We start from the raw sequence: 25,575 nt of genomic DNA, 5'->3' as shown, positions 1-25,575 counted from the left end.
CACCGCTCGCACGCTCGCGGCGGGCCCCTGCGGGAGGGCCGTTCCGGCACGTCACCGGGCCGGCCAGCGCACGAGGCCGTCGTGGACGACGGCGCCCTCGGACGGGCGGTGCGGGGTGAGCCGGCCGTCGGGCATGACGTGCGTGACCGGCACGCCGCGGGCGAGGACGGCGACGTCGGCGACCAGTCGCCGGTGGCAGCGCCACCACACGCCCTCGCTGCACATCACGGCGACCGTCGCCGCGGCCGCCTCGGCCAGCACGCCGTCCAGCGCGGCCGCGAACGCCGGCGTCCGGGTGTGCGCGGCGTAGGCGGCGAACTGGGCGACGGTCCACCAGCCGTCGGCCGCCAGCTCGTCCGGCGGCAGCCGGCGCCGGCCGCCGAGCCGCTCCTCCCACCGGTAGCCGATCCCGGCGGCGGGCAGCCACTCCGCGAGGGCCTCCCGCCGGACGTCCGGGTTGCCCCGGCTGCCGGGGAAGCGGCGGACGTCGACCACCGCGTCCACCCCGGCCCCGGACAGCCGGGCGGCGAGGGCCGTCCGGTCGTCCGGTCCGTGGCCCACGGTGAGCAGCACGGACACCCCCTACCCGGGAGCCGCGGTCCCACGGTCATGCTGGACGGCCGGGCGACGACGCCCGCGGAGGGGAGACGCGTGACCAGGGGGACGACGGCGGACCGGGTGTCGCTGTGGCGGCTGCCGGCGATGCGGGCGCTGGTGGGGGCGACGACGCTCGGCTTCGCCAGCTACTGCCTGACCCTCGCCTCGCTGCCGGCGTACGCGGTGGCGGGCGGGGCGTCGGCCGACACCGCCGGCGTGGTGACCGCGGTCTTCCTGGTGGTGACGATCGCGGTCCAGTCGGTCGTCCCGGCGCTGACCGCGCGGTTCGGCCTGGGCCCGGTCCTCGCCGCCGGCCTGCTCGCCCTGGGCGCGCCGTCGCCGCTGTACGTCCTCGGCGACGGCGTCCCGTGGCTGTCGGCGGTCTCGGCGGTGCGCGGCGCGGGCTTCGCGGTGCTCACCGTGCTCGGCGCGACGCTGGCCGCGCAGGTCGCACCGCCCGAGCGCCGCGGCGAGTCGATCGGGCTGTACGGCCTGGCGATCGCGGTGCCCAACCTGGTGGCGGTGCCGGCCGGGGTGGCGCTGGTGCTCGACGGGCACCCCGGCTGGCTGGCGTGGCTGGCCGCCTCGCCGGTGCTCGCGCTGCCGCTGGTGCCCGGCCTGGCCCGCTCGGTGCACTGGGAGGGCGGCGCCGGCACGTCCTCGCGCGCCGCGGCCCGCGCCGCGCTGGCGCCGTCGGGGGTGCTGCTGCTGGTCACCCTCGCCGGCGGCGGGGTGGTCACCTTCCTGCCCATCGAGCGCCCCGACGGCGGCCTCGCGACCGCCGCGCTGCTCGTGTTCGGCATCACCGGCGCGCTCACCCGCTGGCGCGCCGGGCTGCTGGCCGACCGGCTCGGGACCCGCCGGCTCCTGCCCGCCGCCCTGGTCGCCGGCGCGCTCGGCCTGGCCGCCGTCGCGCTGGGCCTGGTCACCGGCGACGCCGTCGTCCTGGCCGGGGCGGCGGTCTTCGGCGCGGGCTACGGCGCAGTGCAGAACCTGACGCTGGTCACCGCCTTCGCCCGCGCGGGGGAGGGCGGCTCGACCGCGGCGAGCGCGCTGTGGAACGCCTCGTTCGACGCGGGGACGGCGGTCGGCGCGCTGGTCCTCGGGCTGGTCGCGGCCGGCGTCGGGCTGCCCTGGACCTACGTCCTCGTCGCCGGCGTCCTGCTCGTCGGGCTGCCGCTGGCCCGGGTGGCGACCCGGACGGCCTGAGCGCTCAGCGCAGCACCGAGGTCAGCAGCAGGCTCGTCTGGCTGTTGATCACCCCGGGCACCGACCGGATCCGGTTGAGCAGCCGGTCGAACTCCACGAGGTCGCTGGTGCGGTGCTCGGCGACGAGGTCCCACGCGCCGTTGGTCGAGTGCATCGACTCGATCTCCGGGAAGCCGCGCAGCCGCCGGATGACGTCGTCGGTGGAGCGGCCCTCCACCTCGACGAGCGACACCGCCCGGACCCCGCCCGCGGCGGCCTCGTCGCGCACCCGGACGGTGAACCCGACGATGACGTCCTCGGCGACGAGCCGGTCGAGGTGGCTGGTCACCGTCGCTCGGGTGACCCCGAGCCGGCGGGCCAGCTCGGCCACCGGCGCGCGGCCGTCCTCGCGCAGCGCGGAGAGCAGGCGGCGGTCGAGGTCGCTGAGGTCTGCCATGCGCAGAACGTACAGCTGATCATGGCCACCTGATCCGTTTCTGCACACAACGCGCGCTTGCTGCTCATTGTGTGTGCAGATCGCCCACTCCTAGCGTTCTCGGTGCCGAGAGGGGGCTGTCGCCATGACACTGTTCGTCGACGTGCGCAACATGGTCCGCTGGACCGCCGGGACGGGGCCGGAGGCGATCATCGCCGGGATGTCCCGCTACATCGAGGACGACTTCCGCCGGTGGGAGTCCTTCGACAAGATCGCCCGTGTCGGCAGCCACACGCCCTGGGGCGTGATCGAGCTGATGCCGACCAGCGACGGCGAGACCTACGCCTTCAAGTACGTCAACGGGCACCCGAGCAACCCGGCCCGCGGCTTCCAGACGGTGAGCGCCTTCGGGGCGCTGGCCGACGTCTCCAACGGCTACCCGGTCTTCCTCGCCGAGATGACGCTGCTGACCGCGCTGCGCACGGCCGCGACCTCGGCGATGGTCGCCCGCCTCCTGGCCCGGCCGGACTCCCGGCGGCTGGCGCTCATCGGCGCCGGCAGCCAGTCGGAGTTCCAGGCGCTGGGCATGCGCGGGGCGCTGGGCATCAACGACGTCACGGTCTGGGACACCGACCCCGCCGCGATGGCCAAGCTGGTCCGCAACCTCGAGCCGCTGGGCTTCGACGTGACGGTCGCGTCCTCCGGGCGGGAGGCGGTGCGCGGCGCGGACGTCGTCACCACCTGCACGGCCGACAAGGCCCGCGCCACCGTGCTGCAGGCCGACTGGATCGAGCCGGGCATGCACCTCAACGCCATCGGCGGCGACTGCCCCGGCAAGACCGAGCTGGACCCCACGATCCTGCTGCGCGAGGACGTCGAGGTCTTCGTCGAGTTCCCGCCGCAGACCCGCGTCGAGGGCGAGATCCAGGCCATGCCGGCCGACTTCCCGGTCACCGAGCTGTGGCAGGTGCTCACCGGCCGGGCGGCCGGGCGCACCTCGGCGGCCCAGGTGACCCTGTTCGACTCCGTCGGCTTCGCGATCGAGGACCTGTCGGCGCTGCGCTACGTCCGCGACGCCGTGGCCGGCACGCCGTGGGTCGACGACATCGACCTGGTGGCCGAGCCGGAGGACCCCAAGGACCTGTTCGGGATGGTCGCGGCGTTCACGCCGATCCCCTCGTGACGGCCGGGGCCGTCGCCCAGGCCCCCCCGGCCGTCGTCCTCATCCGCCCGCACGCCTTCTCGCCCAACCCGCTGACGCTCGGGGACAACGCCTTCCAGGTGCCCGTCGTCCGCGAGGACCCGGGCGTGCTGGCGCGCCGGGCGCACGACGAGGTCGGCGCGCTGGCCGGGGCGCTCACCGCCGCGGGCGTCATGGTGCACCTGTTCGACGACCCGGAGCCGGGCCGGCCCGACAGCGTCTTCCCGAACAACTGGCTGTCCACCCATGCCGACGGCCGGGTCGCGCTGTTCCCGATGTACGCGGCCAACCGGCGGGGGGAGCGGCGCGGCGACGTCGTCGAGTTCCTCAAGGCGGCCTACCGGGTGCACGAGGTGGTCGACCTGTCGGGCCTGGAGCACGACGGCCGCTACCTCGAGGGCACCGGCGCGATGGTGCTCGACCACGTGGCGCGCACGGCCTACGTCGCGCGGTCGCTGCGGGTCGACCCCTGGGCGCTGGACCGCTTCTGCCGCGGCTTCGGCTACGAGCCGGTGGTCTTCGACGCCGTCGACGCGGCCGGCCGGGCGGTCTACCACACCAACGTGATGATGACCGTGGCCGGAGAGTTCGCGCTGGTCGGCCTGGAGCTGCTGCCGTCGGCGGCCGAGCGGGAGGAGCTCGTCGCCCGGCTGGAGGCGACCGGGCGCACCGTCGTGCCGCTCACCGCGCGGCAGGTCGGGGAGTTCGCCGGCAACGCCATCGAGGTGCAGGGCGCCGACGGCCCGGTGCTCGCGCTGTCCGCGCGGGCCGCGGCGAGCCTGGACGCCGGTCAGCGCCGGGTGATCGAGGCGTCGGCCCGGCTGCTGCCGGTCGCCGTCCCGACGGTCGAGCTGGCCGGCGGCTCGGTGCGCTGCATGATCGCCGGTGTGCACCTGGAGCCGCGCACCGCGGCGGTCCCCGCCGCGGTCTGAGCCCGCGGCTCAGGAGACGCGGTCCGCCGCGGCCTGCAGCGAGCGGATGAGCAGCAGCTCCTCCCCGGAGCGGCGCAGCCACTGCCGCAGCGCGGCCGGGTCGGTGCGGGCGGCGTCCCGCACCGCCCCGAGCCGCAGCTGCCGGGTGTTGGCCTGCGCCCGCTGCGCCGGCGGCAGCGCGCGCCCCTCGGCCCGGGCCTGCGCGGTGAGCGCCGCGCCGACGTAGACCAGGTCGCGCACCTCGGCGACGTCCGCCAGCAGCGCGTCGGCGCCGGCGTCGTCGTCGGCCTCGAGGTGGGTCAGCAGCAGGTCGGCGCGCTCGCGGCCCAGGGCGGCGGGATCGGGGGAGGTCACCCCTCCACGGTGCCAGCCCGTCCCCTGCGTCCCGGACGGAGGGGGCGGGCTCGGTTCCCGGGTGGGCCTCAGGCGTCCCGGCGGGTGAAGGCGACCGCGGCGACGGCGAGGACGACGGCGACCTCGGCGGCGAAGACGGCGAACCCGGTCCACGGCTCGAGCAGCAGCGGGTTGAACGACTCCGGCATGGCGATCCGCGAGCCCGCGTTGCCCGGCATGAGCTTGGTCAGCCACTCGCCGAGGGCACCGGGCAGCAGCATCACCAGGTTGCCGACGAGGAACACCAGCGCGAGCACCACCGACACCGCCGCGGCGGTGGAGCGCACCAGCAGCCCGACGGCCATCGCGAACAGCCCGAGCCCGGCCATGTAGAGGCCGCTGCCGAGCAGCGAGCGCAGCACTCCGTCGTCGCCGAGGGACAGGCCGATGCCCTCCGCGGACAGGAACGCGTTGCCGCCGAGCCAGCCGAGGACGGCGGTGACCACGCCGGCGACGAACAGCACCCCGGTGAGCACCAGCGCCTTGGCGGCGAGCACGGTCCCGCGGCGCGGCGTGGCGGCCAGGGTCGCGCGGATCATGCCGGTGCCGTACTCGGCGGTGACGGTGAGCGCGCCGAGGACGACGGCGGTGACCTGGGCGAACAGCAGTCCCCAGGTGATGAACGCGCCGACCGGCTCACCGGTCTCCCCGGCGGCGAGGTCGGGGGCGACGAGCGCGCACACCAGCGTGGTGAGCCCGGCGCCGAGCGCGACCATCGCGGCCACCGACCAGCCGGTGGAGCGCACCGACCACAGCTTGATCCACTCGGCGTGCAGGGCGCGGGGCAGCCCGGCGGTCGCGGCCGGGGCGGGGGAGGACGCGCGGGGCGCGGCCAGGGTGGAGGCGGTCACCGGGTCACCTCGGCGGGGCGGGCGGCGGCGTACTCGACGCTGCCTGCGGTCAGGGTCATGAAGGCGTCCTCGAGGGAGGACCGGACGAGGCCCAGCTCGTGCAGCACCAGGCCGGCTCCGGCGGCGAGCTCGCCGGTGGTGGCGGTGTCGACGCCCTGGACGCGCAGCTCGTCGCCGTCGCGGGTGACGTCGGCGTCCGAGCGCCGCAGCAGCTCGGCCAGCTCGGCCGGGCGGGGGGTGCGGACGCGCACGTAGGAGGCGGCGTGCTCGGCGATGAAGTCCGCCGTCGGGCAGTCGGCGAGCACCCGGCCGCGGCCGATGACGACGAGGTGGTCGGCGGTCAGCGCCATCTCGGCCATGAGGTGGCTGGACACCAGCACCGTGCGGCCCTCGGCGGCGAGGTCGCGGGCCAGGGTGCGCACCCAGCGGATGCCCTCGGGGTCCAGCCCGTTGACCGGCTCGTCGAGGACGACGACCGGCGGGTCGCCGAGCAGCGCGGCCGCGATGCCCAGCCGCTGCCCCATGCCGAGGGAGAACCGGCCGACCCGCTGGCCGGCCACCGCCTCCAGCCCGACCAGGCCGAGCACCTCGTCGACGCGGGCGGCGGGGATGCCGTTGGACGCGGCCATCCAGCGCAGGTGCGCCCAGGCGGTGCGGCCCGGGTGCACTGCGCGGGCCTCCAGCAGCGCGCCGACCGCGCGCAGCGGCGCGGGGCAGTCGAGGTAGCGGATGCCGTCGACGGTCACCGTGCCCTCGGTGGGCCGGTCCAGGCCGATGACCATCCGCATCGTCGTCGACTTGCCGGCGCCGTTGGGCCCGAGGAAGCCGGTCACCCGGCCCGGCCGGACGGTGAAGGAGACGCGGTCGACGGCGACCCGGTCGCCGTAGCGCTTGGTGAGTCCGCTGGCGACGATCACGGGGTCACCGCCGGGGTGGGGGAGGGCTGCGAGGTCATGCCGGGAAGGCTCTCGGCCGCGGGGTGCCCGGCACATCGGGGAGGACCCCCGGCCCGACCCTGGACCGACCCCCATCCGGTGCTGGGGGACGCCCCCGGTCAGGCGGTGCGGGGCAGGTCCGCGGCGAGCAGCCGCCGCAGGGTCACGGCCGCCGTGCGGCCGGCCCGGTTGGCGCCGATCGTGCTCGCGCTCGGCCCGTAGCCGACCAGCTGCAGCCGCGGCTCGTCGACGGCGGAGGTGCCGTCGAGCCGGATGACGCCGTCGCGGGTGCGCAGCCGCAGGGGGGCCAGGTGGCCGACCGCGGCGCGGAAGCCGGTGGCCCACAGGATCACGTCCGCGGCGACGGACCGGCCGTCGTCCCAGGCGACGCCGTCGGGGGTGATCCGGTCGAACACCGGTAGCCGGGTGAGGACGCCGTCGTCCAGGGCGCGGCGCACCCACGGGGTGACCACCAGCCCGGTCGCGCCGACGACGCTGCCGGGCATCCGTCCGGCGCGGACCGCGGCCTCGACGCGGGCCACCGCCTCCCGGCCCTGCTCCTCGCCGAAGGGCCCCTCGCGCCAGACCGGCGGGCGGCGGGTCACCCAGGTCGTGCGGGCGACCGGCGCGATCTCGCCGAGCAGCTGGACCGCCGAGGCGCCGCCCCCGACGACCACGACCGACAGCCCGGCGAGCTGCCCGGCGCCGCGGTAGCCGACGGTGTGCAGCTGCCGGCCGCGGAAGGTCTCCTGGCCCGGGTAGTGCGGCACGAACGGCCGGGTCCAGGTGCCGGTGGCGTTGACCAGGCCCCGCGCCCGCCAGAGACCGCGGTCGGAATCCACGACGAAGCGGCCGTCGTCGCCGCGGCGGACGGCGGACACCCGCACCGGCCGCTGCACCGGCAGGGCGAAGCGCCGCTCGTAGCCGGCGAAGTAGGCCGGCACCGCCTCGGCGGCGGGCAGGTCCTCCGACGCCGGCGCGAACGGCAGGCCCGGCAGCTCGTGCACCCGGTGCGTCGTCGCCAGGGTCAGCGAGGGCCAGCGGTGCTGCCAGGCCCCGCCGGGCGCGGCGTCGGCGTCGAGGACGACGAAGCCGCTGCCGGGCGCGAAGCCCTGGCGGGCCAGGTGGTACGCGGCGGACAGGCCGGCCTGGCCCGCGCCGACGACCACGACGTCGACGTCCCGCGGGCTGCTCATGCCCGCGGAACGCTCCTCGGCCCGCGGCTATGCCGGGGTGAGCCGCGCGAGGTCCGCGCCGGTCAGCGGCACCGGTGCCGGGTCGTACCCGAACCGGACGACGACCGCCCCGGGCCGGGCCTCGACCAGCCACGCGGTGCGCGGCTCGCCGGTCTCCGGCGTCCAGGTCCAGCGGTCGGCGAGCAGCGCCAGGCCGCGCTCGCGCAGGAAGGCGACGGCCTGCTCGCGGGTGGGGAAGTCGCGCAGCGGCATGCCGGGGACGGCGTGCGCGGTCCACCCGTCCCGGCCGGCGGCAGCGGTCAGGTGGCCGACGAGCTCGCCGTCCTCCGGACGGTGCACCGGCTCGAGCACGGGGGGAGTCGCCATGCCCTCCATGCTGGGGACGGGCTCAACCGGTTTCCGGGCGCCAGGCGTCGGCGTGGTCCTCCACGAAGCGGCGCAGGGAGGTCGGCTCCCGGCCCAGCAGGCGGGCGAGGTCGTCGGTGGTGTGCGCCGCCAGACCGAGCCGGGTGGTCGTGAACAGCAGGGTCATGACCAGGACGAGCCCGGGAGGCGTGCCCTCGGCCAGCTGCTCCCGCACGAAGGCGACCGCGCCCGGCCGCGGGTAGACGACCGGACGGCCCAGCACCGCCGAGAGGGTCGCCGCGATCTCGGCGAAGGTCGGCGCCTCCCGGCCGGTCAGCTCGTAGGCCCGACCCTCGTGGCCCGGCTCCGTCAGGGCCGTGGCGGCCACCTCGGCGAGGTCGCGGACGTCGACGTGGGCGGTCCGCCCGTTCCCGGCCGGCACCGAGATCCGCGACCGGTCCCGGATCTCCTCGCGGTGCACGGTGAGCAGGTTCTGGAAGAAGTTGGCCGGCCGCAGGTGGGTCCAGGCCAGGCCGGTGGCCTCCACCCGCTTCTCCAGCGCCCGGTGGGGGAGCAGGGGGTTGCGCCCGGCAGCCTGCACCGACAGCACGACGACCCGCCGCACCCCGGCGGCCACGACCGCGTCGAGGAAGGGCTGCAGGCGCTCGACCCGGGCGACGTCCGGCGGGCGGAGCAGGAACAGCGCCCCGACGCCGTCGAGCGCGGCCGGCCAGGAGGCGGGGTCCTCCAGGTCGAGCCGGACGGCGGGCACGCCGGGCGGGAGCCCCGGAGCAGCCCGCCCCGGGTCGCGCGCGCCGGCCCGGACGTCGGCCCCGCGGCCGGCCAGCCGGCGGACGACCTCGCCGCCGACCGTGCCGGTGGCCCCGGCGACGAGCACGGTCACCGGTCGCCGGCCACGACGAACGGCGCCGCCGAGAGCCGGTCCCGCCCCTCGGCGAGGTCGACCAGTGCGAGGGCCACGTCCGCCTTCGCCACCGGAGCGGCGCGCAGCCCCGGCGCCTCGCTCGTCAGCCGGTACCGGCCGGTGCCCGGCCGGTCGGCCAGCCGTGGCGGGCGCACCTGGGTCCACTGCAGGTCGGAGGCGGCCAGCACCCGGTACTCGCCCTCCCTGTCCTCGACGACGTCGCGCGCCAGCCGGTGGGTCAGCCACGAGACGAAGCGGGCCCCGCGTCCCTTCCGGTCACCGGGCAGGTCCGCCCCCGCGCCCGAGACCCCGACGAAGCGCCGCACCCCGGCTCCTCCCATGGCCGCGACCACCCCCGGCAGCGCGGTCCGGCCGACGTCCCCGCCCGAGGTCCGGGTGACCCCCACGCACCACAGGACGGCGTCGGCCCCGCGCACCGCCGCGGCCACCAGGGCGGCGTCGCGGACGTCCCCGGGGCACTCGACGACGCCGGGCTGCCCCGTCGCCCGGCGGGCCACGGCGACCACCGCGTGCCCGCGCTCGGCCGCCAGTCGCACGGCGTGCCGGCCGACGCCGCCCGCCGCTCCGAACACCACGATGCGCACCCCGGCCTCCTCTGTCAGGTTCCCTGACGACAGGGTGTCAGGTAACCTGACGTCCGTGCAACGGCGGGGCGAGCTGCCGCTGGCCCACCTGCTGCTGCAGGCCGGCCGGTCCTTCGACGCCGTCCTCCGGGAGGAGCTCGCAGCCCGGGGGTGGCCGCGGCTGTCGGCGGCGCAGTCCCTCGTCTTCGCCTTCCTCGACCCGGACGGGACCGCCCCGGCGGAGCTCGCCCGGCGGCTGGGCACCACCCGCCAGGCCCAGCAGGACCTCGTCGCCGGCCTGGTCCGCCTGGGCCTGGTCGAGACGGTCGCCGACCCCGCCCGGTCCCGCGGTCGCCTGGTCCGCCTGACCGCCACCGGCCGGCGGCTCGCCCGCGACGCCGGCACCGTCCTCGCCGGCCTGGAGGAGGACCTCGGCGAGCACGCCGCGGACCTGCGCCGCCTGCTCGGCGACGTCACCCGTGCCACGGAGCGGAGGCGGGCCCGGGGCGCCGTCCGGACACCCGGCGCGACGACCGCCTGAGCGGTCCGCGGCCCCTCGGGGCACCCGGGGCCGTTTCCGGGTCCCGGGCGCCGGGCACGGCTGCGGGAGCGCCGGTGTGCAGGGCCCGGCACGAGGAGAGGGGCGCTGCGTGCGCGCGATGGTCTACCGCGGGCCGTACAAGGTCCGCGTCGAGGACAAGGACGTCCCGGCGATCGAGCACCCGAACGACGCGATCGTCCGGGTCACCCTGGCGGCGATCTGCGGCTCGGACCTGCACCTGTACCACGGGCTGATGCCGGACACCCGGATCGGCCACACGTTCGGCCACGAGTTCATCGGCGTCGTCGAGCAGGTCGGCCCCTCGGTGCGGAACCTGCAGGTCGGCGACCGGGTGATGGTGCCGTTCAACGTCTTCTGCGGGTCGTGCTGGTTCTGCGCGCGCGGCCTGTACTCCAACTGCCACAACGTGAACCCGAACGCGACGGCGGTCGGCGGCATCTACGGCTACTCGCACACCACCGGCGGCTACGACGGCGGCCAGTCGCAGTACGTGCGCGTGCCGTTCGCCGACGTCGGCCCGGTGCGGATCCCCGAGTGGCTGCACGACGAGGACGCCGTCGTCATGACCGACGCCGCCGCGACCGGCTACTTCGGCGCCCAGCTCGGCGAGATCGCCGAGGGGGACACCGTCATCGTCCTCGGTGCAGGGCCGGTCGGGCTGGTCGCCGCCCAGTCGGCCTGGCTGATGGGCGCCGGCCGGGTGATCGTCGTCGACCACCTGCGGGAGCGGCTGGAGAAGGCGCGGACCATGGCCCACGCCGAGACGCTGGACTACGACGAGCACGACGACGTCGTGGTCGAGATGAAGAAGCAGACGGACCACCTCGGCGCCGACGTCGTCATCGAGGCGGTCGGCGCGGAGGCCGACGGCAACCTCCTCCAGCACGTGACCGGGACGAAGCTGAAGCTGCAGGGCGGGTCGCCGGTCGCGCTCAACTGGGCGATCGACGGCGTGCGCAAGGGCGGCACGGTGTCGGTGATCGGCGCCTACGGGCCGATCCCCAACGCGGTCAAGTTCGGCGACGCGCTGAACAAGGGGCTGACGCTGCGGATGAACCAGACGCCGGTGAAGCGGCAGTGGCCGCGGATGTTCGAGCACGTCCGCAACGGCCACCTGACCCCGCGCGAGGTGGTCACCCACCGCTTCCCGCTGGAGCACATCGCGGAGGCCTACCACGTGTTCTCCAGCAAGCTCGACGGCTGCATCAAGCCGGTGATCCTGCCCGACGCGGCCTGAGGGGCGACCATGACCGAGTCCGACATCCCGAGCGCGTACGTCCGCGACAAGCGCACCCCGACGCCGAGCCGCGAGGAGCTGCGGGCCCGCATCCCCGGGTGGGGCGCCGACCTCGACCCGGCCGACCGGCCGTCGTACCCGAAGCTGCAGTACCCGGCCGACACCGGCGCCCACTGGGACTTCCCCGAGCGCCAGCCCGGCGCCGAGGGCCGCGAGCGGTCGGTCGAGCACGCCTTCGTGACGCCGGTGTTCGGCACCGCGCAGCCGCTGCACGGCCTGTCCGGGGCGATCCGCCGCTACGCCTACGCCCGCTTCAGCGAGGGCCGGCTCGCGCACTGGCTGCTGCTGGTGGCCGGCGACCGCGTGGACGCCTGGGAGCACCACCTGCGGTCGTTCGCCTCGGGCCGGCCCGACGTGCCCGCCACCGGCCTGCGGACGGAGTTCACCCGCGGCGGCCTGCGCTCGCGGCGCGGCCGCTCGGACGTCCGGCACCAGCTGCTCGACCCGGTGGTCGTCGCCGGGCCGTGGCTCGCCGGCGCCGGGGCCGCGGCGCTCGGCGTCCGCAGGGTCGTGCGCGCCGTCCGGGGCTGACCCCGGCGCTACGGTGCCGGGCGTGACGCCGCTCGACGAGCTGCCCCGGATCGGTGCCCCGGCCACCCGCGCCCTGCAGCAGGCCGGGTACACCGGGCTCGGTGAGCTGGCCGGGGTCTTTCGCCCCGCACTCGCCGCGCTGCACGGCGTCGGGCCGAGGGCACTGCGCGTCCTCGACGAGGCGCTGGCCGAGCACGGGCTGCGGCTGGGCTGAGCGGAGGGTCCGGGTCGGCGTGTTCGTGCGGATCTGGGAGTACGAGGTCCCGCCCGCGGCCGTCGAGCGGTTCGTCGCGGCCTACGGCGCGGACGGGGACTGGGCGCGGCTGTTCCGGCGGGCCGGTGGGCACGCCGGCACGGAGCTGTTCCGCGGCGCGGAGGACGGCGGCCGCTTCCTCACCGTCGACCGCTGGCGGGACCAGGGCGCCTGGACGGCGTTCCTCGAGCGGGAGCGCCGGGCGTACCGGGCCCTCGACGCGGAGCTCGCCGCGCTCTCGACGCGCCAGCGGCCGCTGCTCGAGGGGACGGTCCCCGACGACGGCCCGTGAGCCGCTCCCGGGCGCCGGCCGCCGTCAGGGACCCGGACCCCGGGCCCGCCAGGAACGAGCCCGGTCACGGCCGTCCTGCTCGCGGTCGGTGCGGGCGGCCGCACGGTCCTGCTCCGCCGCCAGGCGGTCCTGCTCCGCCGCCAGGCGGTCCTGCTCCGCCGCCGCGCGGTCGGCCACGTCGGCCGCCCGGTCGGCCGCGGCCCGCGCCCGGTCGTCCTCGGCCCATCCCCGGTAGCTCGACGCGACCTCGGCGTCGACGGCCCGCTGCTGCTCGGCCGCCCCGTCCGCGGGCCCACCGGCCGGGACGGCCCCGTCCGGACGCCGCGCCTGCTCGGTCCGGCGCTCGTCGGCGGACGTCTCCCGGCGGCGTGCGGCCTCGGCCCGCCGTTCGGCCTGCTGGTCCCGCTGGGTGGCCGCCTCGTCGCGCTGCTGAGCGGCCTCCTCGCGGAGCAGGGCCGCCCTGTCCCGCCGGCGGCCCGCCTGCTCCCGGCGCCGGGCCGCGTCCTCCTGCGCCCGGCCGGCCGCGAGCCGCCGCTGCTCTACCCGCGCCGCGTCCGAGGGACCGGGCGTGGCGCCCGCCGACCAGTGGTCCGCCCGCAGACGCTCGTGCTCGACGGCCTGCAGCGCCGCCGCGGCCTCGCTCAACAGCCCCTGCGCGTCGTCGAGACGGCCCTCCTGCAGCGCTCGTCCGGCCAGGGTGAGGTTCGTGGCGGCGACGCCGCTCTCGGTCGTGGCCACCGCCGCGGCGCTCCGGCTCAGTCGCTCCCGGAGCCGCCGGATGTCCTGCCGGAGGCGCTCAGAGGCCTGCCCGGCGCGACGGAACTGCCGCTCCCGGCGCTCCTGCCGGTCCGGCGCGCACTCGTCGGCGGCCCGCTCCTCGGACCCGTCCATGCCCCGAGGGTTCTCCCGACGGCGGCCGCCGACAAGGGGCGCTGGTGCACCCGTGTCGCGCCCGCGCAGCCCCGGGACGACGAAGCGGCCCCGTCCCGGAGGACGGAGCCGCTGGCCGGACCTGGTGCGCCATCAGGGACTCGAACCCCGAACCCGCTGATTAAGAGTCAGCTGCTCTGCCAATTGAGCTAATGGCGCGTGTCTCCCGGCTGACCGGGCCACGAGGGAGAACGATACCAGCGGTCGACGGCGTCCCGCTCGGGGGTCCCGGGTGGCGGACGCCACGGTTCCGTGGTCCACGTGGACACTGGAGCGGGTACATCCGTACCCGGGTGCGGGGGCGGCTCCGCGGGGACGAGGGGGCAACACGGTGCGACGGACAGCTGCGCTGGTCACGGCGGGGGCGCTGGTCCTGCTCAGCGGGTGCCAGGGTGACGACGGCGGGTCGTCTGCGGCGACGTCCGCGGCGACGTCCGCGGCCCCGACCTCGGCCGACGCGGCCCCCGCGCAGCTGCAGCTCGCCCCGGCCGACGGCGCGGTCGACGTCGCCCCGGCCGACCCCGTGGAGATCTCCGTCACCGACGGCGACCTCGCCGACGTCACCGTGACCGACGGCGCCGGCGCGGCCGTGCCCGGCCGGCTGGCCGACGGCGCCACCGAGGGCACCGAGGTCTGGACGCCGGACGAGGACCTCGCCTACGCCGGCACCTACACGCTCACCGCCACCGCCACGAACGCCGACGGCGAGCGGGCCGAGGCCACGAGCACCTTCACCACCGTGGACCCGCAGACGGTCACCACCCCCTCGGTCGGCCCGCTGGACGGCCAGACGGTCGGCGTCGGCATGCCGATCCGCGTGTACTTCGAGCAGCCGGTCGCCGACAAGGCCGCCGCCGAGAGCCACCTGCTGGTCACCAGCTCGACCCCCACCGACGGCGTCTGGAGCTGGATCAGCGACACCGAGGTGCACTTCCGCCCCTCGCAGTACTGGCCGACGCAGACCGACGTGACCCTCGAGGCCGACCTCTACGGCGTCGACCTCGGCGACGGTGTCTGGGGCGAGAAGGACCGCACGGTCTCCTTCCGCATCGGCGACCGGCACGTGTCGGTCGCCGACGCCGCGACCCACCGCATGCAGGTCTACGACGGTGACACGCTGGTGCAGGACTGGCCGATGAGCGCCGGCAGCCCGGACAACCCGAGCTACAACGGCCCGCACGTGGTCACCGAGCTCAACGCCGACCGGGTCATGGACTCGAGCACCTACGGCGTGCCCGTCGACAGCCCCGAGGGCTACCGCACGCCGGTGAAGTGGGCCGTGCGCATCTCCGACAGCGGCGAGTTCGTCCACGGCGCCCCGTGGTCGGTGGCGCAGCAGGGCCGGGAGAACGTCTCCCACGGCTGCATCAACCTCTCGGACGAGAACGCCCGCTGGTTCTACGAGTTCTCCCAGCCCGGCGACGTCGTCGAGATCGTCAACTCCGACGCCGGCCCGCTCACCTCCCCGATCGCGGACTGGACCATCCCGTGGGACCAGTGGCAGGCGGGTTCCGCGCTGAAGTGATCTCGGTTTCCCGGGCCGCTCACCAGGGCACTCCCGAGTCGATCTCAGGAGGGAGAGCGTCGTGGACACCTGGTTGATCGTGCTCATCGTCGTCGTGGCGGTCGTCGTGCTGGCGCTGATCGGGCTCGCGCTGGCCAAGCGCAGCCGGGTGGCCGGCGCACGGCGCCGCGAGCAGCAGCGCGCCCAGGCGCGCGAGCACCTCGAGGAGGCCCGGCTGCGCGGCGTGCAGGCGGAGAAGGAGCAGGCCCTGGCCGAGGAGCAGGCCGCCCGCGCCCGCCGCGAGCGCGCCGAGGTCGAGGAGCGCACCCGCCTGGCCGAGCAGGAGGCCCGACAGCGGGCCGAGGCGGCCCAGGAGCACGCCTCGGCCGCGGACAAGCTGCGGGCGGAGGCCGAGCGGCTGGCCCCGGGGCTGTCCGACCGGCACGCCGACGGCCACCCCGGCCGGACCGCCGAGGGCTCGGAGGGCTCGACCCGCCTCTGAGCGGGGCGCCTCTGAGCGGGCCCACCGCTCAGTTCCGGCGCCGGCCGCGGTCTGCAGTGCCGGGAGGGGCCCGCCGGGTCCCGCCGACGCCGCGGAGGCACCGTGACCGACCTGCTCGCCATCGGCACGCGCAAGGGACTGTGGCTGGCCCGCAGCGACGACGGCCGCCGTACCTGGACCGTGGACGGTCCGCACCTGCTCGCGCAGGAGGTGGCGGCGGTCGGGATCGACACCCGCGGGCCGGCGCCGCGGGTGCTGGCCGGGGTCCAGTACGGCCACTGGGGCCCGACCGTCACCTGGTCCGACGACCTGGGCCGCACGTGGACCGAGACCGAGCAGGGCGCGATCCGCTTCCCGGCCGACACCGGGGCCGCGCTGGCCCGCGTCTGGCAGCTCCGCCCCGACACCCCGGACCGGCCCGGCGTCGTGTGGGCCGGCTGCGAGCCGCACTCGCTGTGGCGCAGTGACGACGGCGGCCGCACCTTCGCGCTGGTCCGCGGCCTGTGGGACCACCCGCACCGGCCGACCTGGGCGCCGGGCGCCGGCGGCGGCGCGGTGCACACCGTCCTGCCGCACCCCGCGACCGACCGGGTGCTGGTGGCCATGAGCACCGGCGGCGTCTACGCCAGCGACGACGGCGGGGCGACCTGGGCGCCGCGCAACGCGGGCATCACCGCGCCGTTCCTGCCCGACCCGCCACCGGAGTACGGGCAGTGCGTGCACAAGGTCGCCGCCGACGCGGGGGACCCCGACCGCTTCTACGCGCAGAACCACTTCGGCGTCTTCCGCACCGACGACGGCGGCGCGTCCTGGACCTCGATCGCGGCCGGGCTGCCGGTCGACTTCGGCTTCCCGGTGGCCGCCTCGCCGCGCACCCCCGGCACCGCCTGGGTGGTGCCGCTGGTCGCCGACGCCGAGCGGGTGCCGCCGGGCGGGCGGCTGCGGGTGCACCGGACGCGCGACGCCGGGGCCACCTGGACCGAGCTGGGCACGGGGCTGCCGGACGGGTCCTGGACCTCCGTGCTGCGCGACGCCGTCTGCGTCGACGAGGGCGACCCGACCGGCGTCTACGTGGGCACCCGGGACGGCTGCGTCTACGCCAGCGCCGACGAGGGCGACACCTTCACCACGGTCGCCGAGCACCTGCCCGACGTCCTCTGCGTCCGCGCGGCGGTGCTGCCGTGACGGTCGAGGTGCTGCTGCCGGGGGTGCTCGCCGACCTGGCCGGCGGCACCCGGCGGCTGCGGGTGGACCCGGGCGACGCCACGCTGGCCGGCCTGCTCGACGCGCTGGCGGCCACCCACCCGGTGCTGGAGCGGCGGATCCGCGACGAGGCCGGGGAGGTGCGCCGCTTCGTCAACGTGTACGTCGACGGCGACGACGTCCGCTTCTCCGCGGGCCTGGCGACCCCGGTGCCCGCCGGGTCGGTGGTGCAGGTGCTGCCCTCGGTCGCCGGCGGCTGAGGACCCCTCAGAGGCGGGCCAGCTCCGCGCACTCCTGGCAGAGCTGGTGCTCCTCGTACTCCTCCGGCGGCCACTCCGTCTGCTCGTCCACCGCCACGTAGGCGCCGCACAGCGACTTGCGGCTGCGGCCGGTGACCCGGCCGATCGTCGCGTGCGCCGGACCGATCTGCCGGGGCTGCAGGCCCTCGGGGCTGCCGACCGAGCCGACCATCACGACCGCGTGCGCGGTCCCGTAGGAGAAGGCAGTGGTCATGCCGCCAGGGTCCGAGGCGGCGCGGCGGCGGGCCAGCACCGCCCGGTGCGTGTCCGGATCGGGGAGGCGCACCCGTCCCTGCCGTCACAGGCGGCACACCGGGGTCAGGCGCCGGGGGCCTCGTCCGGGTTCGCGGTGATCCGCGCGGCGGCCGCGTCGATCCACGGCTGGCCGGTGTCCAGCCCCTCCGCCGTCGCGACCGCCCGCACCGCCGCCGTCGTCACCTCCAGCGGCTGCCCGGGCACCCGGTCGGAGGCCAGCTCGTACACGAGCAGGGCCTTGAGCCGGCTCTCCAACGGCAAGCCGTCCAGCTGTTCCCGCCAGTCCCCCACGGGGACGTGGTGCCCGGCGGGAGGGCGGTCCATGCGCGGTTCCGGAACGGAGGGGATCGGGAGTCGCTCCGGTCCCCGGGGGACCATGGCCGGGTGACCGCCTCCCCGCGGGCGCTGGCGCCGCTGCGCTCGGCGGCCTACCGCCGGCTGGCGCTCTCGCTGGCGCTGTCGCTCGTGGCCAACGGCGCCTGGGCGGTGACCGCCGTCTGGCAGGTGGTGGCCCTCGGCGGCGGGCCGGCGGAGCTGTCGCTGGTGACCGGCGCCTCCGCGGTCGGGACGCTCGCGATGGCGCTGCCCGGCGGGGTGCTCGCCGACCGGGTGCCGCAGCGCCACCTGCTGCTCGCGGTCACCCTGCTCGCGGCGGTGCCGGTGGGCCTCGCCGGGGCCCTGTCGGTGGCCGGCGCGCTGCCGCTGCCGCTGCTCGCCGTCGCCGGGCTGCTCGGGGGCGCCGGGCTCGGGCTGCACTACCCGGCCTACTCCGCGCTGGTGCCGGCGCTGCTGCCGGAGGACCAGCTGCTGGCCGCCAACGGCCTCGAGGGCGCGATGCGGCCGCTGCTGTACCAGGTGACCGGGCCCGCGCTGGCCGGGCTGCTGGTCGCAGCCGCATCCCCCGGCGCGGCGCTGCTGGCGACGGCGGCCACCTCGCTGGCGGCCACCGTGTGCGTCCTCGGGCTGCCGCTGCTGCCCGTGCACCGCGCCGCGGGCGGTCCGGCGCACCCGGCGCGGGCGCTGCTGGCCGACCTGCGCGAGGGCCTGGCCTTCCTCGTGCGCACCCGCTGGCTGCTGGCCACGCTGCTGTTCGGGGCGCTGATGCTGCTGGCCACCACCGGGCCGCTGCAGGTCCTGACGCCGTTCGCCCTGCGCGAGCACGCCGGCGGCGGCCCCGTCGAGCACTCCCTGGTGCTCGCCGGCTCCGGCGTCGGCGGCGCGCTGAGCTCGCTCGTCGTCGCCTCGCGGCCCCTGCCGCGCCGCTACCTGACGACGACGATGGCGCTGTGGGCCGCCGGCTGCCTGCCGCTGGTCGTCCTCGGCACCGCGACGTCGGTGCCGGTCGTGGTCGCCGCCGCCGTCCTCGTCGGCGCCGGGGTGCACGGCGGGATGACCATCTGGGGCACCCTGCTGCAGCGCCGCGTCCCGCCCGCGCTGCTCGGCCGCGTGTCCAGCCTCGACTTCGTCGTCTCCGGCGCGCTGGTGCCGGTGTCGGTGGCCCTCGCCGGGCCGCTGGGCGAGGGCGCCGGCCTGCGCACGGCGTTCCTGGTGGCCGGCCTGGTGCCGCCGGTGCTGGCCGCCGTCACCCTCCTCGCCGCCCGGCTGCCCGCCGACGAGCGCGCCCACCCGCTCGACCGGCCGTCTCCAGCACCGGACGCCGGACGCTGAGGGAACGGCATCGGCTACGGTCCTCGGGCCACCTGGTGTCCAGCCCCGGCACCCGGTGTCCCGGCTCCTCCGCCCCGCCCGCGACGGGATCACCCGTGGTCGACCACCTCCCTGGGAAGCGACTGCCGACCGGCTCCGACGGCGGTGGGCGCCCCTCCCGCGGCGACACCTCCGCGGCCCTCGCAGCCGCCCGGCAGCGGACCGCCGACCAGGTGGCCCGCATGGAGAAGAACCTGCAGGTCGCCGACGAGCAGCTCACCCACCTGCGCATCGCCGTCGAGACCAACCGGCGCATCGGCATGGCGATCGGCATCCTCATGGCGCTGCGCAAGGTCGACGAGGAGGCCGCGTTCGGCCTGCTCCGGACCGCCAGCAGCCACCGCAACGTCAAGCTGCGCCTGGTGGCCGAGGAGGTCATCCGCACCGGGACGGTGGACTGAGCGCCGCCCCCGGGGCCTCAGTGGTCCTGGGCCCGGTCGATCGCGGACTGCTCCCGGTCAGCCCGGGCGGAGACCCGGTCGCGGGCCGCCGCGTCCCGGTCGGCGGCGGCCGCCTCGCGGTCACGGGCCGCGGCCTTGCGGTCGGACTCCTGGGCGTCGCGGTCGGCACGGGCGGCGTCCTGGTCGGCCGCCGTGTCCCGGTCGGCCGTCACGAGCCGGCGCCCGGCCGCCGCCCTGCGCTCGACGGCGCGGTCGTCGCGGTCCTCCGCGTCCCGGTCACGCTCGCGGGCGTCGGCGTCCCGCTCGGCGGCCGCCTCGTCGCGGTCCCAGCCGGCCGCGAGCGGGTCCCGGGGGCGGGGGCTCCGTCCTCCGGTCCCGGGAGGAGAGGGGTCCGGCACCTTGTCCCTCCTCGCGTCGACGGGGCGCTGGGGTCATCCTGGCCCGTCCGCCGCCCGCTGTGCACCCGCATCGCACGTCGGCGCGCCGGTGTCCTGCGCCGGCGCCGCGCGGCGCCCGGGGGCCGCCGGTCGACGGACCCGGCCGACGCGCGACCAACCCCCGGACCGCGCGGGCGAGGAAGCAGGCCGCGCCGGCGGAGGTCGTCCGGTTCGCGGCTGCCAGGTCGAGCACCGACCCCTGGTGGGGACGACGTGACCGGCCACCGCACCGCCCCGGGGTGCTAGGTCTCGCAGCGGACGGCGAGGACGGCGACGTCGTCGTCGGCTCGACCGGTCAGGATGCGGTCGAGCAGCCGGTCGCAGAGCTGCTCGAGGGGCAGGTCGTGCAACTCCTCGAGGGCGCGGGTGAGGCGGGTGAGGCCCTCGTCGATGCCGGTGTGCCCGTGCTCGACGAGGCCGTCGGTGACGAGCAGCACGGTGGCGCCGGGCTGCAGTGTCACGGTGTGGTCGGTGCGCGGGGCGGGTTCGCCGGTGCCGAGGAGGCGCTCGGGTGGGCAGTGCAGGACCTCCACCGCGCCGTCGGGGTGGGCCAGTAGCGGGGGTGGGTGGCCGGCGGAGGACCAGCGCAGCGTGCGCAGGCCGGCGCGGGCCTGCTCGGGCGGCTGCTCGACCCGGGCGAGCAGCGCGGTGGCCAGGGTGCCGAAGCCCAGGCCGCCGAGCACCCGGTCGACCCGGGTGAGGGTGTGCGCGGGGCTGTCGGGGTGGTCGTAGGCCAGCGTGCGGATCGCGCTGCGCAGCTGGGACATGGCCGCGGTGGCCTCGACGCTGTGCCCGACGACGTCGCCGATCACCAGCACGGTGGCGCCGTCAGGGGGGATGAAGGCGTCGTAGAAGTCGCCGCCGACCAGGGCGTGGCTGCTGGCCGGCCGGTAGCGGACGGCGATCTGCAGGCGGTCCGGCTGCGGCGGCGGGGTGAGCAGGCTGCGCTGCAGGGTCTCGGCGACCCGCTGCTGGCGGCCGTAGAGGCGGGCGTTGTCCAGCGCGAGCGCGCCGCGGCGGGCCACCTCGACGGCGGTGGCGATCTCCAGCTCGGTGTGGGGCGGGCGGTCCCCGGCGTTGAGCAGCGCCAGCGCGCCGAAGGTGTCGCCGCGGGCGCGCAGCGGCACGATCGTGCACGAGGTGACGTCCAGCCGCCGCCAGGCCGCGCGCACCGCCTCCGTCGGCAGTGAGGGGGCGACCTGCTGCTGGTCGATCGTGGTCACCTGCACCGGCTCGCCGGACAGCAGCGCCCGGACCATCGCCTCGTCGTCGCCGGTGCCGCGGATCCGGCCGCGCATGTAGGTGTCCAGGTCCGCGCGCCGGGCCGGGTCCCGGTGGGCCCAGGCCTCCTCGCCCCCGCCGCCGTCCTCGTCGAGCAGCGCGACGACCGTCCAGTCCCCGAGCCGCGGCAGCACCACCTCGGCGAGCTGGGTGGCCGCCTGCCCCATGTCCAGGCTGTTGATCAGCGTCTCGGACACCTCGGCGAGGAACCGCAGCCGCGCCCGGTCGGCGTCGGTGTCGGTGCTGCCGTCGGCGAGCCCCCGGGCGGAGGTCGGTGCCTGCAGGCCGGCGTCCTGCCGGATGGACAGCTGCAGCAGGTCCTCGACCGGCTCGGCGGTGACCGACAGCCACCGGCCCGTCGGCGCGTAGAAGCCGCGCCAGGTGGTGGCGGTGCCGGCGGCGCGGGCGTGCAGCAGGAAGGCGTGCAGCGCGGTGCCGGCGAGCTCGGGGAGGGCGATCCACAGGTTCCGGCCGGTCAGGTCCTCGGCGGGGCGGCCGAGCAGGCCCGCGGCGGCCGGGTTCGCGTAGCGCAGCGTCCAGTCGGCATCGAAGACGGCCGTCCCCCCGGGGAGCCGGTCCAGGACCGTGACCAGCCACGCCGGTGCCGTCGGGCCTGTGGCGGGCTGGCTCACCGTGACCCCCGGTCCATCGGTCGACGCCCCCGGGCACAGGACGGGTCTGAAGCCTAGTCGGCGCGAGCCGCACCGGTGGTCCTCGCGACGCGGGTGCCCACGGTGACCGCGCCGACACGGCCGACACCGTGCGGTCACGCCCCGCCGGGGGGACCCGTCACCGGGAGCCCCCCGGCCGCCGCGGACCTACGCTCGAGATCCGGAACAGCAACGGACACAGCAGGCGGTCGCACGCCGCGGCGGGCACGGGGACCTGCCCGAGCAGAGGGTGGCAGATGGAGCACGAACCCTGGAGCCGGCGACCGCTGCCGCGGATGCCCCGGGTCACCCTCCTGGCCTGGGGGTGGGAGCTGCGCTCGGCGCCCGACCTGACGGCGGGCCGCCGCGACCTGCAGGACGCGGTCCGGCGGGGACGGCGGGGGACCGGGACCCTGGTGGACGTCGACGAGCTGCTCCTGGTCTTCGAGGAGCTGACCTCCAACGGCCTGCGCCACGGGCGGCCGCCGGTGAGCGTGCGCGTCGAGGCCGCCGGTGACAGGTGGCTCGTCGACGTCGTGGACGCCGCGGTCGACCGTCCTCCGGTGCCCCCTCTCGGCCGGGATCCGGCCCTGGGGGGTCTGGGCCTGCATCTGGTGGCCCGGCTGGCCCGGGTGCACGGCTGGAGCGTCGACGACGGGCGCAAGCACGTGTGGGCCTGCATCGCCACGGGCTGAGCGGGGACCGGCCGGGCACCCGCCCCCGAACGAGGGGAGGCCCTGGTCGGCCAACCGACCAGGGCCTCCCCGCGTGGGGTGAGTGACGGGGCTCGAACCCGCGAGTGAGGCCGGTCCCGGGCCTGGTGGCCCGGCGGATGCGCAGGCTACGCGTGCGCTCGGACGTCGTGGAGCGGTCCTGAGCGGCCTGCAGCGGTCCTGAGCGGTCAGTTGCCCCCCGAGCTACCCCCCAGGTCATCGGCGGTCCCCGGTTGCTCCTGGGGCAGCCTGCAGGCGGACCTGGCCCGCTCGCTCCCAGGGCACCCGGGGCGGATCCGCGGCATGCCGACGGTCACGGCCGATCCGCGACGCGTCGAACGCTCTCCGGGTAGGCGCGGCGGCCTGCGGCGAGCACGACGAGCGCGACGAGGGAGACGGCCGGTGCCAGGAGCATCGCGGTGGGCAGGCCCAGGCGGTCGGCGAGCACTCCCACGACCAGCGGCCCGGTGGAGAGACCGAGCAGGTTGTAGGCCAGGGCGAGCACGCCGAGCGCGCTGGCCCGCACCTGCGCGGGGGCCAGGCCGGCCACCAGAGCCCCGGCCGGGCCGGTGGTGCCGGCGGCGAAGAAGGCGCCGGCCCCGATGAGAGCGAGCTGCGCCGGGCCAGGCGGCAGAGCGAAACCGACGCCGAGCAGCAGCAGTGATGCCGCCGCATAGGTCATCGCCGTGGTCCAGGTGCGGATGGGTGCGCCACGGGCGAGGCGGTCGGTGAGCAGCCCGCAGCCGATCATGCCGACGGCCATGCCCAGGAGCAGCAGCGAGGCGAGCCCCGCCGCGGCGCCGAGGGGCAGGTCGTAGGCCCGGTGCAGGTAGCTGGGCAGCCAGGCGAGCAGGGTGCCCGCGACGAACAGTTGCAGCCCGCCGCCGAGGTAGGCCCACAGCAGGGCGGGCGGGGACAGGAGGGGGGTCAGCCGTGGTCGAACGGTCGTGGCGGGGCGGGTGCCGGGCTCGGGGCAGGCGTGCCGGGCGAGCTCTGCGTCGGTGACCATCTGCCGGTAGAGCACGGTCAGGGCGAGCCCGATCACGGCCATCGCGGCGACCGACCAGCGCCAGCCGTAGCGGGCGGCCAGCGCGCCGCCGAGCGCGACGCCGAGCACGGAGCCGAACGAGCCGCCGGCGCTGAACGCCCCGGACAGTGCCGCCCGGCGATGCGCGGGGAAGACCGACAGCACCACGGCCAGGCCGACGCTGCCGTAGGCGGCCTCGCCGACCCCGATGAACACGCGCGCGGTGAGCAGCTGGGCGTAGCCGGCGGCCAGCGCCGAGGCGAGTGTCGCCAGGCTCCACACCACGGCCATGCCCACGATCGCCCGGCGGCGCCCGAAGCGGTCGGCGAGCATCGACAGAGGCACCGTCAGCACGCCCACGGTCAGGGCGACGACGCTCGAGAGCGTGCCGAGCTGGGTGTCCGAGAGCGCCCACTGGACCTTGAGGGACGGGAAGACCGCGACCAGCACCTGCCGGCACATGTAGTCCGACAGCAGCAGCGCGAACGACAGGCCCAGCACCAGCCACGGGAAGAGTCGACGGCCTCCGGCCGGCGGAGCCGGGACGGTGGGAGGCGCTGAGCCGGCCGGCTCTCGCTCACCCACCCCGGCCGACCTCGACCTCCGACCGGTCCTCGACCGCGGGCACGGTGCGGATGCGGGTGCGGGCGCGCCACTCCCTGGCGCTGGTGCCGAAGTGCTGGCGGAACCACGCGGAGAAGGCGCTGGGCGTGGCGAAGCCGAGCAGGCCGGAGATCTCGGTGACCGAGTACCGCTCGTTGGCCAGGTGGTGCGCGGCGAGCCGGACGCGAGTGGTCTGCACTATCGCTGAGAAGCTCCGCCCCTCGGCGATCAGACGCCGGTGCAGGGTGCGTGGCTGCACGCCGAGCTCACGGCTGACGTGGGCCATCGAGCAGCGGCCGAGCGGCAGCAGGAACTCCACGAGCGAGCCGACCTCGTCGGCCGTGGTCGCGGTGCGGGGAGCCGGCAGCGACCGCAACAACTGCCTCGCGTAGGGCCGGAACTCCGGGTCGGCGGTCACCGTCGCGGTGTCCAGGTCGCCGGTGGGGAAGACCACGCCGGTGAACTCGTGGTCGAACCGCAGTGCACCCCCGAACACCTGGTGGAACGCGGTGAGGTCGGCCGGGGCGGGATGGGAGAAGCAGACGACCCGGGGCTCCCAGTCGGCTCGCATGAGCGCGCGGATGGTGGACAGCAGCGTCCCGGTGGTGAGATCCAGGCACTGCCGGAGGGGGACCGGCCGGCCGATCTCCAGCCACACCTGCACCGTGGCGAGGTCATCGGCCTCCACCAGCCGCAGGTCGATGACGCCGTTGTAGGCGTACTGGTAGCGGATCAGGAGATCCAGTGCGCTGCGCAGGTCGGGCTCCTCCCGGAGCACCAGGCCGATCGGACCGAGACCGGAGAACCGGCGCCACCTGTTCAGCCGGACGGCGAAGTCCTCGCAGCCCGACTCGGCCGCCGCCCGCTCCAGCACCAGGGCGACCGGAGCGGCGGGGATCCACCTGTCCTGGTCGGCGAGTTCCCCGATGCGCAGGCCCACCTCCGCGAGCAGCCGTTCCGCGTCCAGGCCGAGGGACCGAGCCAGTTCCGGGAAGCCGATCAGCGCCGCACAGCGCACGAACCGGTCCATCGACGTCTCCCAGCGGTGTCCGCAGACCGCAAGTGAATCGTCCGAAACCGAAAAGCGGGGACTCCCTTCCGGACCTACTGTCGTGACACCCCGGCGCGCCACGACGAAGGGTCCCACCCGTCTGGCGGGGCGTGACCGATCCGCCGAATCGAGGCGGCGGCGCCGGATCCTCGACGGGCCCCGAGGAGGGGGCGACATGCCCAGACCGCCACCGCCGGCGACGACGACCGGTGCTCCCACCTCGGTGTCGCTGACCGGGCGCGACCTCGAGCTGCTGCACCACCTCGCCTCCGGTCGGTCCACCGCAACCATCGCCGCGGCCATGTCCATCTCGACCAACACGGTCCGCACCCGCATCCACCGCCTGCAGAACATGCTCGGCGCGCCTGCCCGGGCCGACGTGGTTCCTCGGGCCCGCTCGCTCGGGCTGCTTCACGGGCGGGAGGACCCCGCGGGATGCGGCGGCGCGATCCCTCGGCAGCGTGGAGGGGAGCACGCCTCCTGATCCCCCGCTC

General features: G+C 76.6%; 32 protein-coding genes and 1 tRNA gene. 16 read left to right on the top strand and 17 right to left on the bottom strand.

Annotated elements, in window-relative coordinates:
• Window positions 1–51: 51 nt before the first annotated feature.
• Window positions 52–573: a DUF488 domain-containing protein gene (locus ACI796_RS08730; protein WP_456940832.1), complete on the bottom strand. Its 522-nt coding sequence runs from the start codon at window positions 571–573 to the stop codon at window positions 52–54.
• 78 nt (window positions 574–651) lie between these two features.
• Here ACI796_RS08730 and ACI796_RS08725 point away from each other — a divergent pair, with 78 nt between their 5' ends.
• Complete coding sequence (locus ACI796_RS08725; protein WP_456940831.1) at window positions 652–1,806, top strand: MFS transporter; 1,155 nt, start codon at window positions 652–654, stop codon at window positions 1,804–1,806.
• A 4-nt stretch (window positions 1,807–1,810) separates the two neighbouring features.
• Here ACI796_RS08725 and ACI796_RS08720 read toward each other — a convergent pair whose 3' ends face one another.
• Window positions 1,811–2,242, bottom strand: a complete 432-nt coding sequence (locus tag ACI796_RS08720; RefSeq protein WP_456940830.1) for an Lrp/AsnC family transcriptional regulator — start codon at window positions 2,240–2,242, stop codon at window positions 1,811–1,813.
• Between the two features lie 124 nt (window positions 2,243–2,366).
• Between ACI796_RS08720 and ACI796_RS08715 the strand changes: the two genes are divergently transcribed.
• Both ACI796_RS08715 and ctlX read left to right on the top strand, forming a co-directional pair.
• The gene (locus ACI796_RS08715) at window positions 2,367–3,404 is read left to right on the top strand and encodes an ornithine cyclodeaminase (protein WP_456940829.1); all 1,038 of its coding nucleotides are present in this window, start codon (window positions 2,367–2,369) and stop codon (window positions 3,402–3,404) included.
• Window positions 3,401–4,354: a citrulline utilization hydrolase CtlX gene (gene ctlX, locus ACI796_RS08710; protein WP_456940828.1), complete on the top strand. Its 954-nt coding sequence runs from the start codon at window positions 3,401–3,403 to the stop codon at window positions 4,352–4,354. The genes ACI796_RS08715 and ctlX overlap by 4 nt, the downstream gene beginning before the upstream one ends.
• A gap of 9 nt (window positions 4,355–4,363) precedes the next feature.
• On the opposite strand, the gene ACI796_RS08705 is transcribed toward ctlX, so the two are convergent.
• The 7 genes from ACI796_RS08705 to ACI796_RS08675 all read right to left on the bottom strand — a co-directional run bounded on the left by ACI796_RS08705 (window position 4,364) and on the right by ACI796_RS08675 (window position 9,604).
• Window positions 4,364–4,708, bottom strand: coding sequence for a hypothetical protein (locus tag ACI796_RS08705; RefSeq protein WP_456940827.1), 345 nt, complete (start codon window positions 4,706–4,708; stop codon window positions 4,364–4,366).
• Between the two features lie 68 nt (window positions 4,709–4,776).
• On the bottom strand, window positions 4,777–5,598 hold the full coding sequence (locus ACI796_RS08700; RefSeq protein ID WP_456940826.1) for an ABC transporter permease subunit: 822 nt from the start codon (window positions 5,596–5,598) through the stop codon (window positions 4,777–4,779).
• On the bottom strand, window positions 5,595–6,515 hold the full coding sequence (locus tag ACI796_RS08695) for an ABC transporter ATP-binding protein (RefSeq protein ID WP_456940825.1): 921 nt from the start codon (window positions 6,513–6,515) through the stop codon (window positions 5,595–5,597). The genes ACI796_RS08700 and ACI796_RS08695 overlap by 4 nt, the downstream gene beginning before the upstream one ends.
• 137 nt (window positions 6,516–6,652) lie before the next feature.
• Window positions 6,653–7,729, bottom strand: a complete 1,077-nt coding sequence (locus ACI796_RS08690; protein WP_456940824.1) for an FAD-dependent oxidoreductase — start codon at window positions 7,727–7,729, stop codon at window positions 6,653–6,655.
• Between the two features lie 27 nt (window positions 7,730–7,756).
• Window positions 7,757–8,095: a hypothetical protein gene (locus tag ACI796_RS08685; RefSeq protein WP_456940823.1), complete on the bottom strand. Its 339-nt coding sequence runs from the start codon at window positions 8,093–8,095 to the stop codon at window positions 7,757–7,759.
• Window positions 8,096–8,117: 22 nt separating this feature from the next.
• Entirely contained in the window at window positions 8,118–8,978 is an 861-nt protein-coding gene (locus ACI796_RS08680; RefSeq protein ID WP_456940822.1) for an NAD(P)H-binding protein, read from the bottom strand.
• The gene (locus ACI796_RS08675) at window positions 8,975–9,604 is read right to left on the bottom strand and encodes an NAD(P)-dependent oxidoreductase (RefSeq protein ID WP_456940821.1); all 630 of its coding nucleotides are present in this window, start codon (window positions 9,602–9,604) and stop codon (window positions 8,975–8,977) included. The genes ACI796_RS08680 and ACI796_RS08675 overlap by 4 nt, the downstream gene beginning before the upstream one ends.
• A 55-nt stretch (window positions 9,605–9,659) precedes the next feature.
• On the opposite strand from ACI796_RS08675, the gene ACI796_RS08670 reads away from it, so the two are divergent.
• The 5 genes from ACI796_RS08670 (at window position 9,660) to ACI796_RS08650 (ending at window position 12,518) form a co-directional block, all read left to right on the top strand.
• Window positions 9,660–10,124, top strand: a complete 465-nt coding sequence (locus ACI796_RS08670; RefSeq protein ID WP_456940820.1) for a MarR family winged helix-turn-helix transcriptional regulator — start codon at window positions 9,660–9,662, stop codon at window positions 10,122–10,124.
• A gap of 118 nt (window positions 10,125–10,242) precedes the next feature.
• The gene (locus ACI796_RS08665; RefSeq protein WP_456940860.1) at window positions 10,243–11,382 is read left to right on the top strand and encodes a zinc-dependent alcohol dehydrogenase; all 1,140 of its coding nucleotides are present in this window, start codon (window positions 10,243–10,245) and stop codon (window positions 11,380–11,382) included.
• Window positions 11,383–11,391: 9 nt separating this feature from the next.
• Window positions 11,392–11,973 (top strand): hypothetical protein, encoded by a 582-nt coding sequence (locus tag ACI796_RS08660; protein ID WP_456940819.1) that lies wholly within the window; start codon window positions 11,392–11,394, stop codon window positions 11,971–11,973.
• Window positions 11,974–11,995: 22 nt separating this feature from the next.
• Window positions 11,996–12,187, top strand: a complete 192-nt coding sequence (locus ACI796_RS08655) for a DNA-binding protein (protein WP_456940818.1) — start codon at window positions 11,996–11,998, stop codon at window positions 12,185–12,187.
• A gap of 19 nt (window positions 12,188–12,206) precedes the next feature.
• Window positions 12,207–12,518 carry an antibiotic biosynthesis monooxygenase family protein gene (locus tag ACI796_RS08650; RefSeq protein WP_456940817.1) on the top strand — a complete coding sequence of 104 codons (312 nt, stop codon included), beginning with the start codon at window positions 12,207–12,209 and terminating at the stop codon, window positions 12,516–12,518.
• Between the two features lie 24 nt (window positions 12,519–12,542).
• Here the strand turns inward: ACI796_RS08650 and ACI796_RS08645 are convergent, their stop codons facing one another.
• Together ACI796_RS08645 and ACI796_RS08640 are read right to left on the bottom strand one after the other, a co-directional pair.
• Entirely contained in the window at window positions 12,543–13,409 is an 867-nt protein-coding gene (locus ACI796_RS08645) for a hypothetical protein (protein WP_456940816.1), read from the bottom strand.
• A 122-nt stretch (window positions 13,410–13,531) separates the two neighbouring features.
• Window positions 13,532–13,607, bottom strand: a tRNA-Lys gene (locus ACI796_RS08640).
• A 172-nt stretch (window positions 13,608–13,779) separates the two neighbouring features.
• Here ACI796_RS08640 and ACI796_RS08635 point away from each other — a divergent pair.
• The 4 genes from ACI796_RS08635 (at window position 13,780) to ACI796_RS08620 (ending at window position 16,917) form a co-directional block, all read left to right on the top strand.
• Entirely contained in the window at window positions 13,780–14,973 is a 1,194-nt protein-coding gene (locus ACI796_RS08635; RefSeq protein WP_456940815.1) for a L,D-transpeptidase, read from the top strand.
• Between the two features lie 61 nt (window positions 14,974–15,034).
• Complete coding sequence (locus tag ACI796_RS08630) at window positions 15,035–15,454, top strand: hypothetical protein (RefSeq protein WP_456940814.1); 420 nt, start codon at window positions 15,035–15,037, stop codon at window positions 15,452–15,454.
• 102 nt (window positions 15,455–15,556) lie between these two features.
• On the top strand, window positions 15,557–16,639 hold the full coding sequence (locus ACI796_RS08625) for an exo-alpha-sialidase (RefSeq protein WP_456940813.1): 1,083 nt from the start codon (window positions 15,557–15,559) through the stop codon (window positions 16,637–16,639).
• Entirely contained in the window at window positions 16,636–16,917 is a 282-nt protein-coding gene (locus ACI796_RS08620; protein WP_456940812.1) for a ubiquitin-like small modifier protein 1, read from the top strand. The genes ACI796_RS08625 and ACI796_RS08620 overlap by 4 nt, the downstream gene beginning before the upstream one ends.
• A 7-nt stretch (window positions 16,918–16,924) precedes the next feature.
• Here the strand turns inward: ACI796_RS08620 and ACI796_RS08615 are convergent, their stop codons facing one another.
• A complete protein-coding gene (locus ACI796_RS08615) occupies window positions 16,925–17,170 on the bottom strand; it encodes a hypothetical protein (protein ID WP_456940811.1) in 246 nt (81 codons plus the stop codon).
• A gap of 104 nt (window positions 17,171–17,274) precedes the next feature.
• Window positions 17,275–17,535 (bottom strand): hypothetical protein, encoded by a 261-nt coding sequence (locus ACI796_RS08610; protein ID WP_456940810.1) that lies wholly within the window; start codon window positions 17,533–17,535, stop codon window positions 17,275–17,277.
• Window positions 17,536–17,595: 60 nt separating this feature from the next.
• Here ACI796_RS08610 and ACI796_RS08605 point away from each other — a divergent pair, with 60 nt between their 5' ends.
• Both ACI796_RS08605 and ACI796_RS08600 read left to right on the top strand, forming a co-directional pair.
• Window positions 17,596–18,879 (top strand): MFS transporter, encoded by a 1,284-nt coding sequence (locus tag ACI796_RS08605; protein ID WP_456940809.1) that lies wholly within the window; start codon window positions 17,596–17,598, stop codon window positions 18,877–18,879.
• A gap of 95 nt (window positions 18,880–18,974) precedes the next feature.
• Window positions 18,975–19,319, top strand: coding sequence for an ANTAR domain-containing protein (locus tag ACI796_RS08600; protein ID WP_456940808.1), 345 nt, complete (start codon window positions 18,975–18,977; stop codon window positions 19,317–19,319).
• A gap of 17 nt (window positions 19,320–19,336) precedes the next feature.
• Here ACI796_RS08600 and ACI796_RS08595 read toward each other — a convergent pair whose 3' ends face one another.
• Both ACI796_RS08595 and ACI796_RS08590 read right to left on the bottom strand, forming a co-directional pair.
• Window positions 19,337–19,717, bottom strand: a complete 381-nt coding sequence (locus ACI796_RS08595) for a hypothetical protein (protein WP_456940807.1) — start codon at window positions 19,715–19,717, stop codon at window positions 19,337–19,339.
• Between the two features lie 281 nt (window positions 19,718–19,998).
• A complete protein-coding gene (locus ACI796_RS08590; RefSeq protein WP_456940806.1) occupies window positions 19,999–21,669 on the bottom strand; it encodes a SpoIIE family protein phosphatase in 1,671 nt (556 codons plus the stop codon).
• 275 nt (window positions 21,670–21,944) lie between these two features.
• Here ACI796_RS08590 and ACI796_RS08585 point away from each other — a divergent pair, with 275 nt between their 5' ends.
• The gene (locus ACI796_RS08585; RefSeq protein WP_456940805.1) at window positions 21,945–22,382 is read left to right on the top strand and encodes an ATP-binding protein; all 438 of its coding nucleotides are present in this window, start codon (window positions 21,945–21,947) and stop codon (window positions 22,380–22,382) included.
• 331 nt (window positions 22,383–22,713) lie between these two features.
• On the opposite strand, the gene ACI796_RS08580 is transcribed toward ACI796_RS08585, so the two are convergent.
• Both ACI796_RS08580 and ACI796_RS08575 read right to left on the bottom strand, forming a co-directional pair.
• Complete coding sequence (locus ACI796_RS08580) at window positions 22,714–23,928, bottom strand: MFS transporter (protein WP_456940804.1); 1,215 nt, start codon at window positions 23,926–23,928, stop codon at window positions 22,714–22,716.
• 76 nt (window positions 23,929–24,004) lie between these two features.
• On the bottom strand, window positions 24,005–25,060 hold the full coding sequence (locus ACI796_RS08575; protein WP_456940803.1) for an AraC family transcriptional regulator: 1,056 nt from the start codon (window positions 25,058–25,060) through the stop codon (window positions 24,005–24,007).
• Window positions 25,061–25,304: 244 nt separating this feature from the next.
• On the opposite strand from ACI796_RS08575, the gene ACI796_RS08570 reads away from it, so the two are divergent.
• A complete protein-coding gene (locus ACI796_RS08570) occupies window positions 25,305–25,565 on the top strand; it encodes a response regulator transcription factor (protein ID WP_456940802.1) in 261 nt (86 codons plus the stop codon).
• Window positions 25,566–25,575 lie beyond the last annotated feature (10 nt).

This window comes from Geodermatophilus sp. SYSU D00525 (assembly GCF_054050475.1).
Note: the sequence above shows the minus strand (reverse complement) of the source record. Positions and strands in the feature narration are given on the sequence as shown.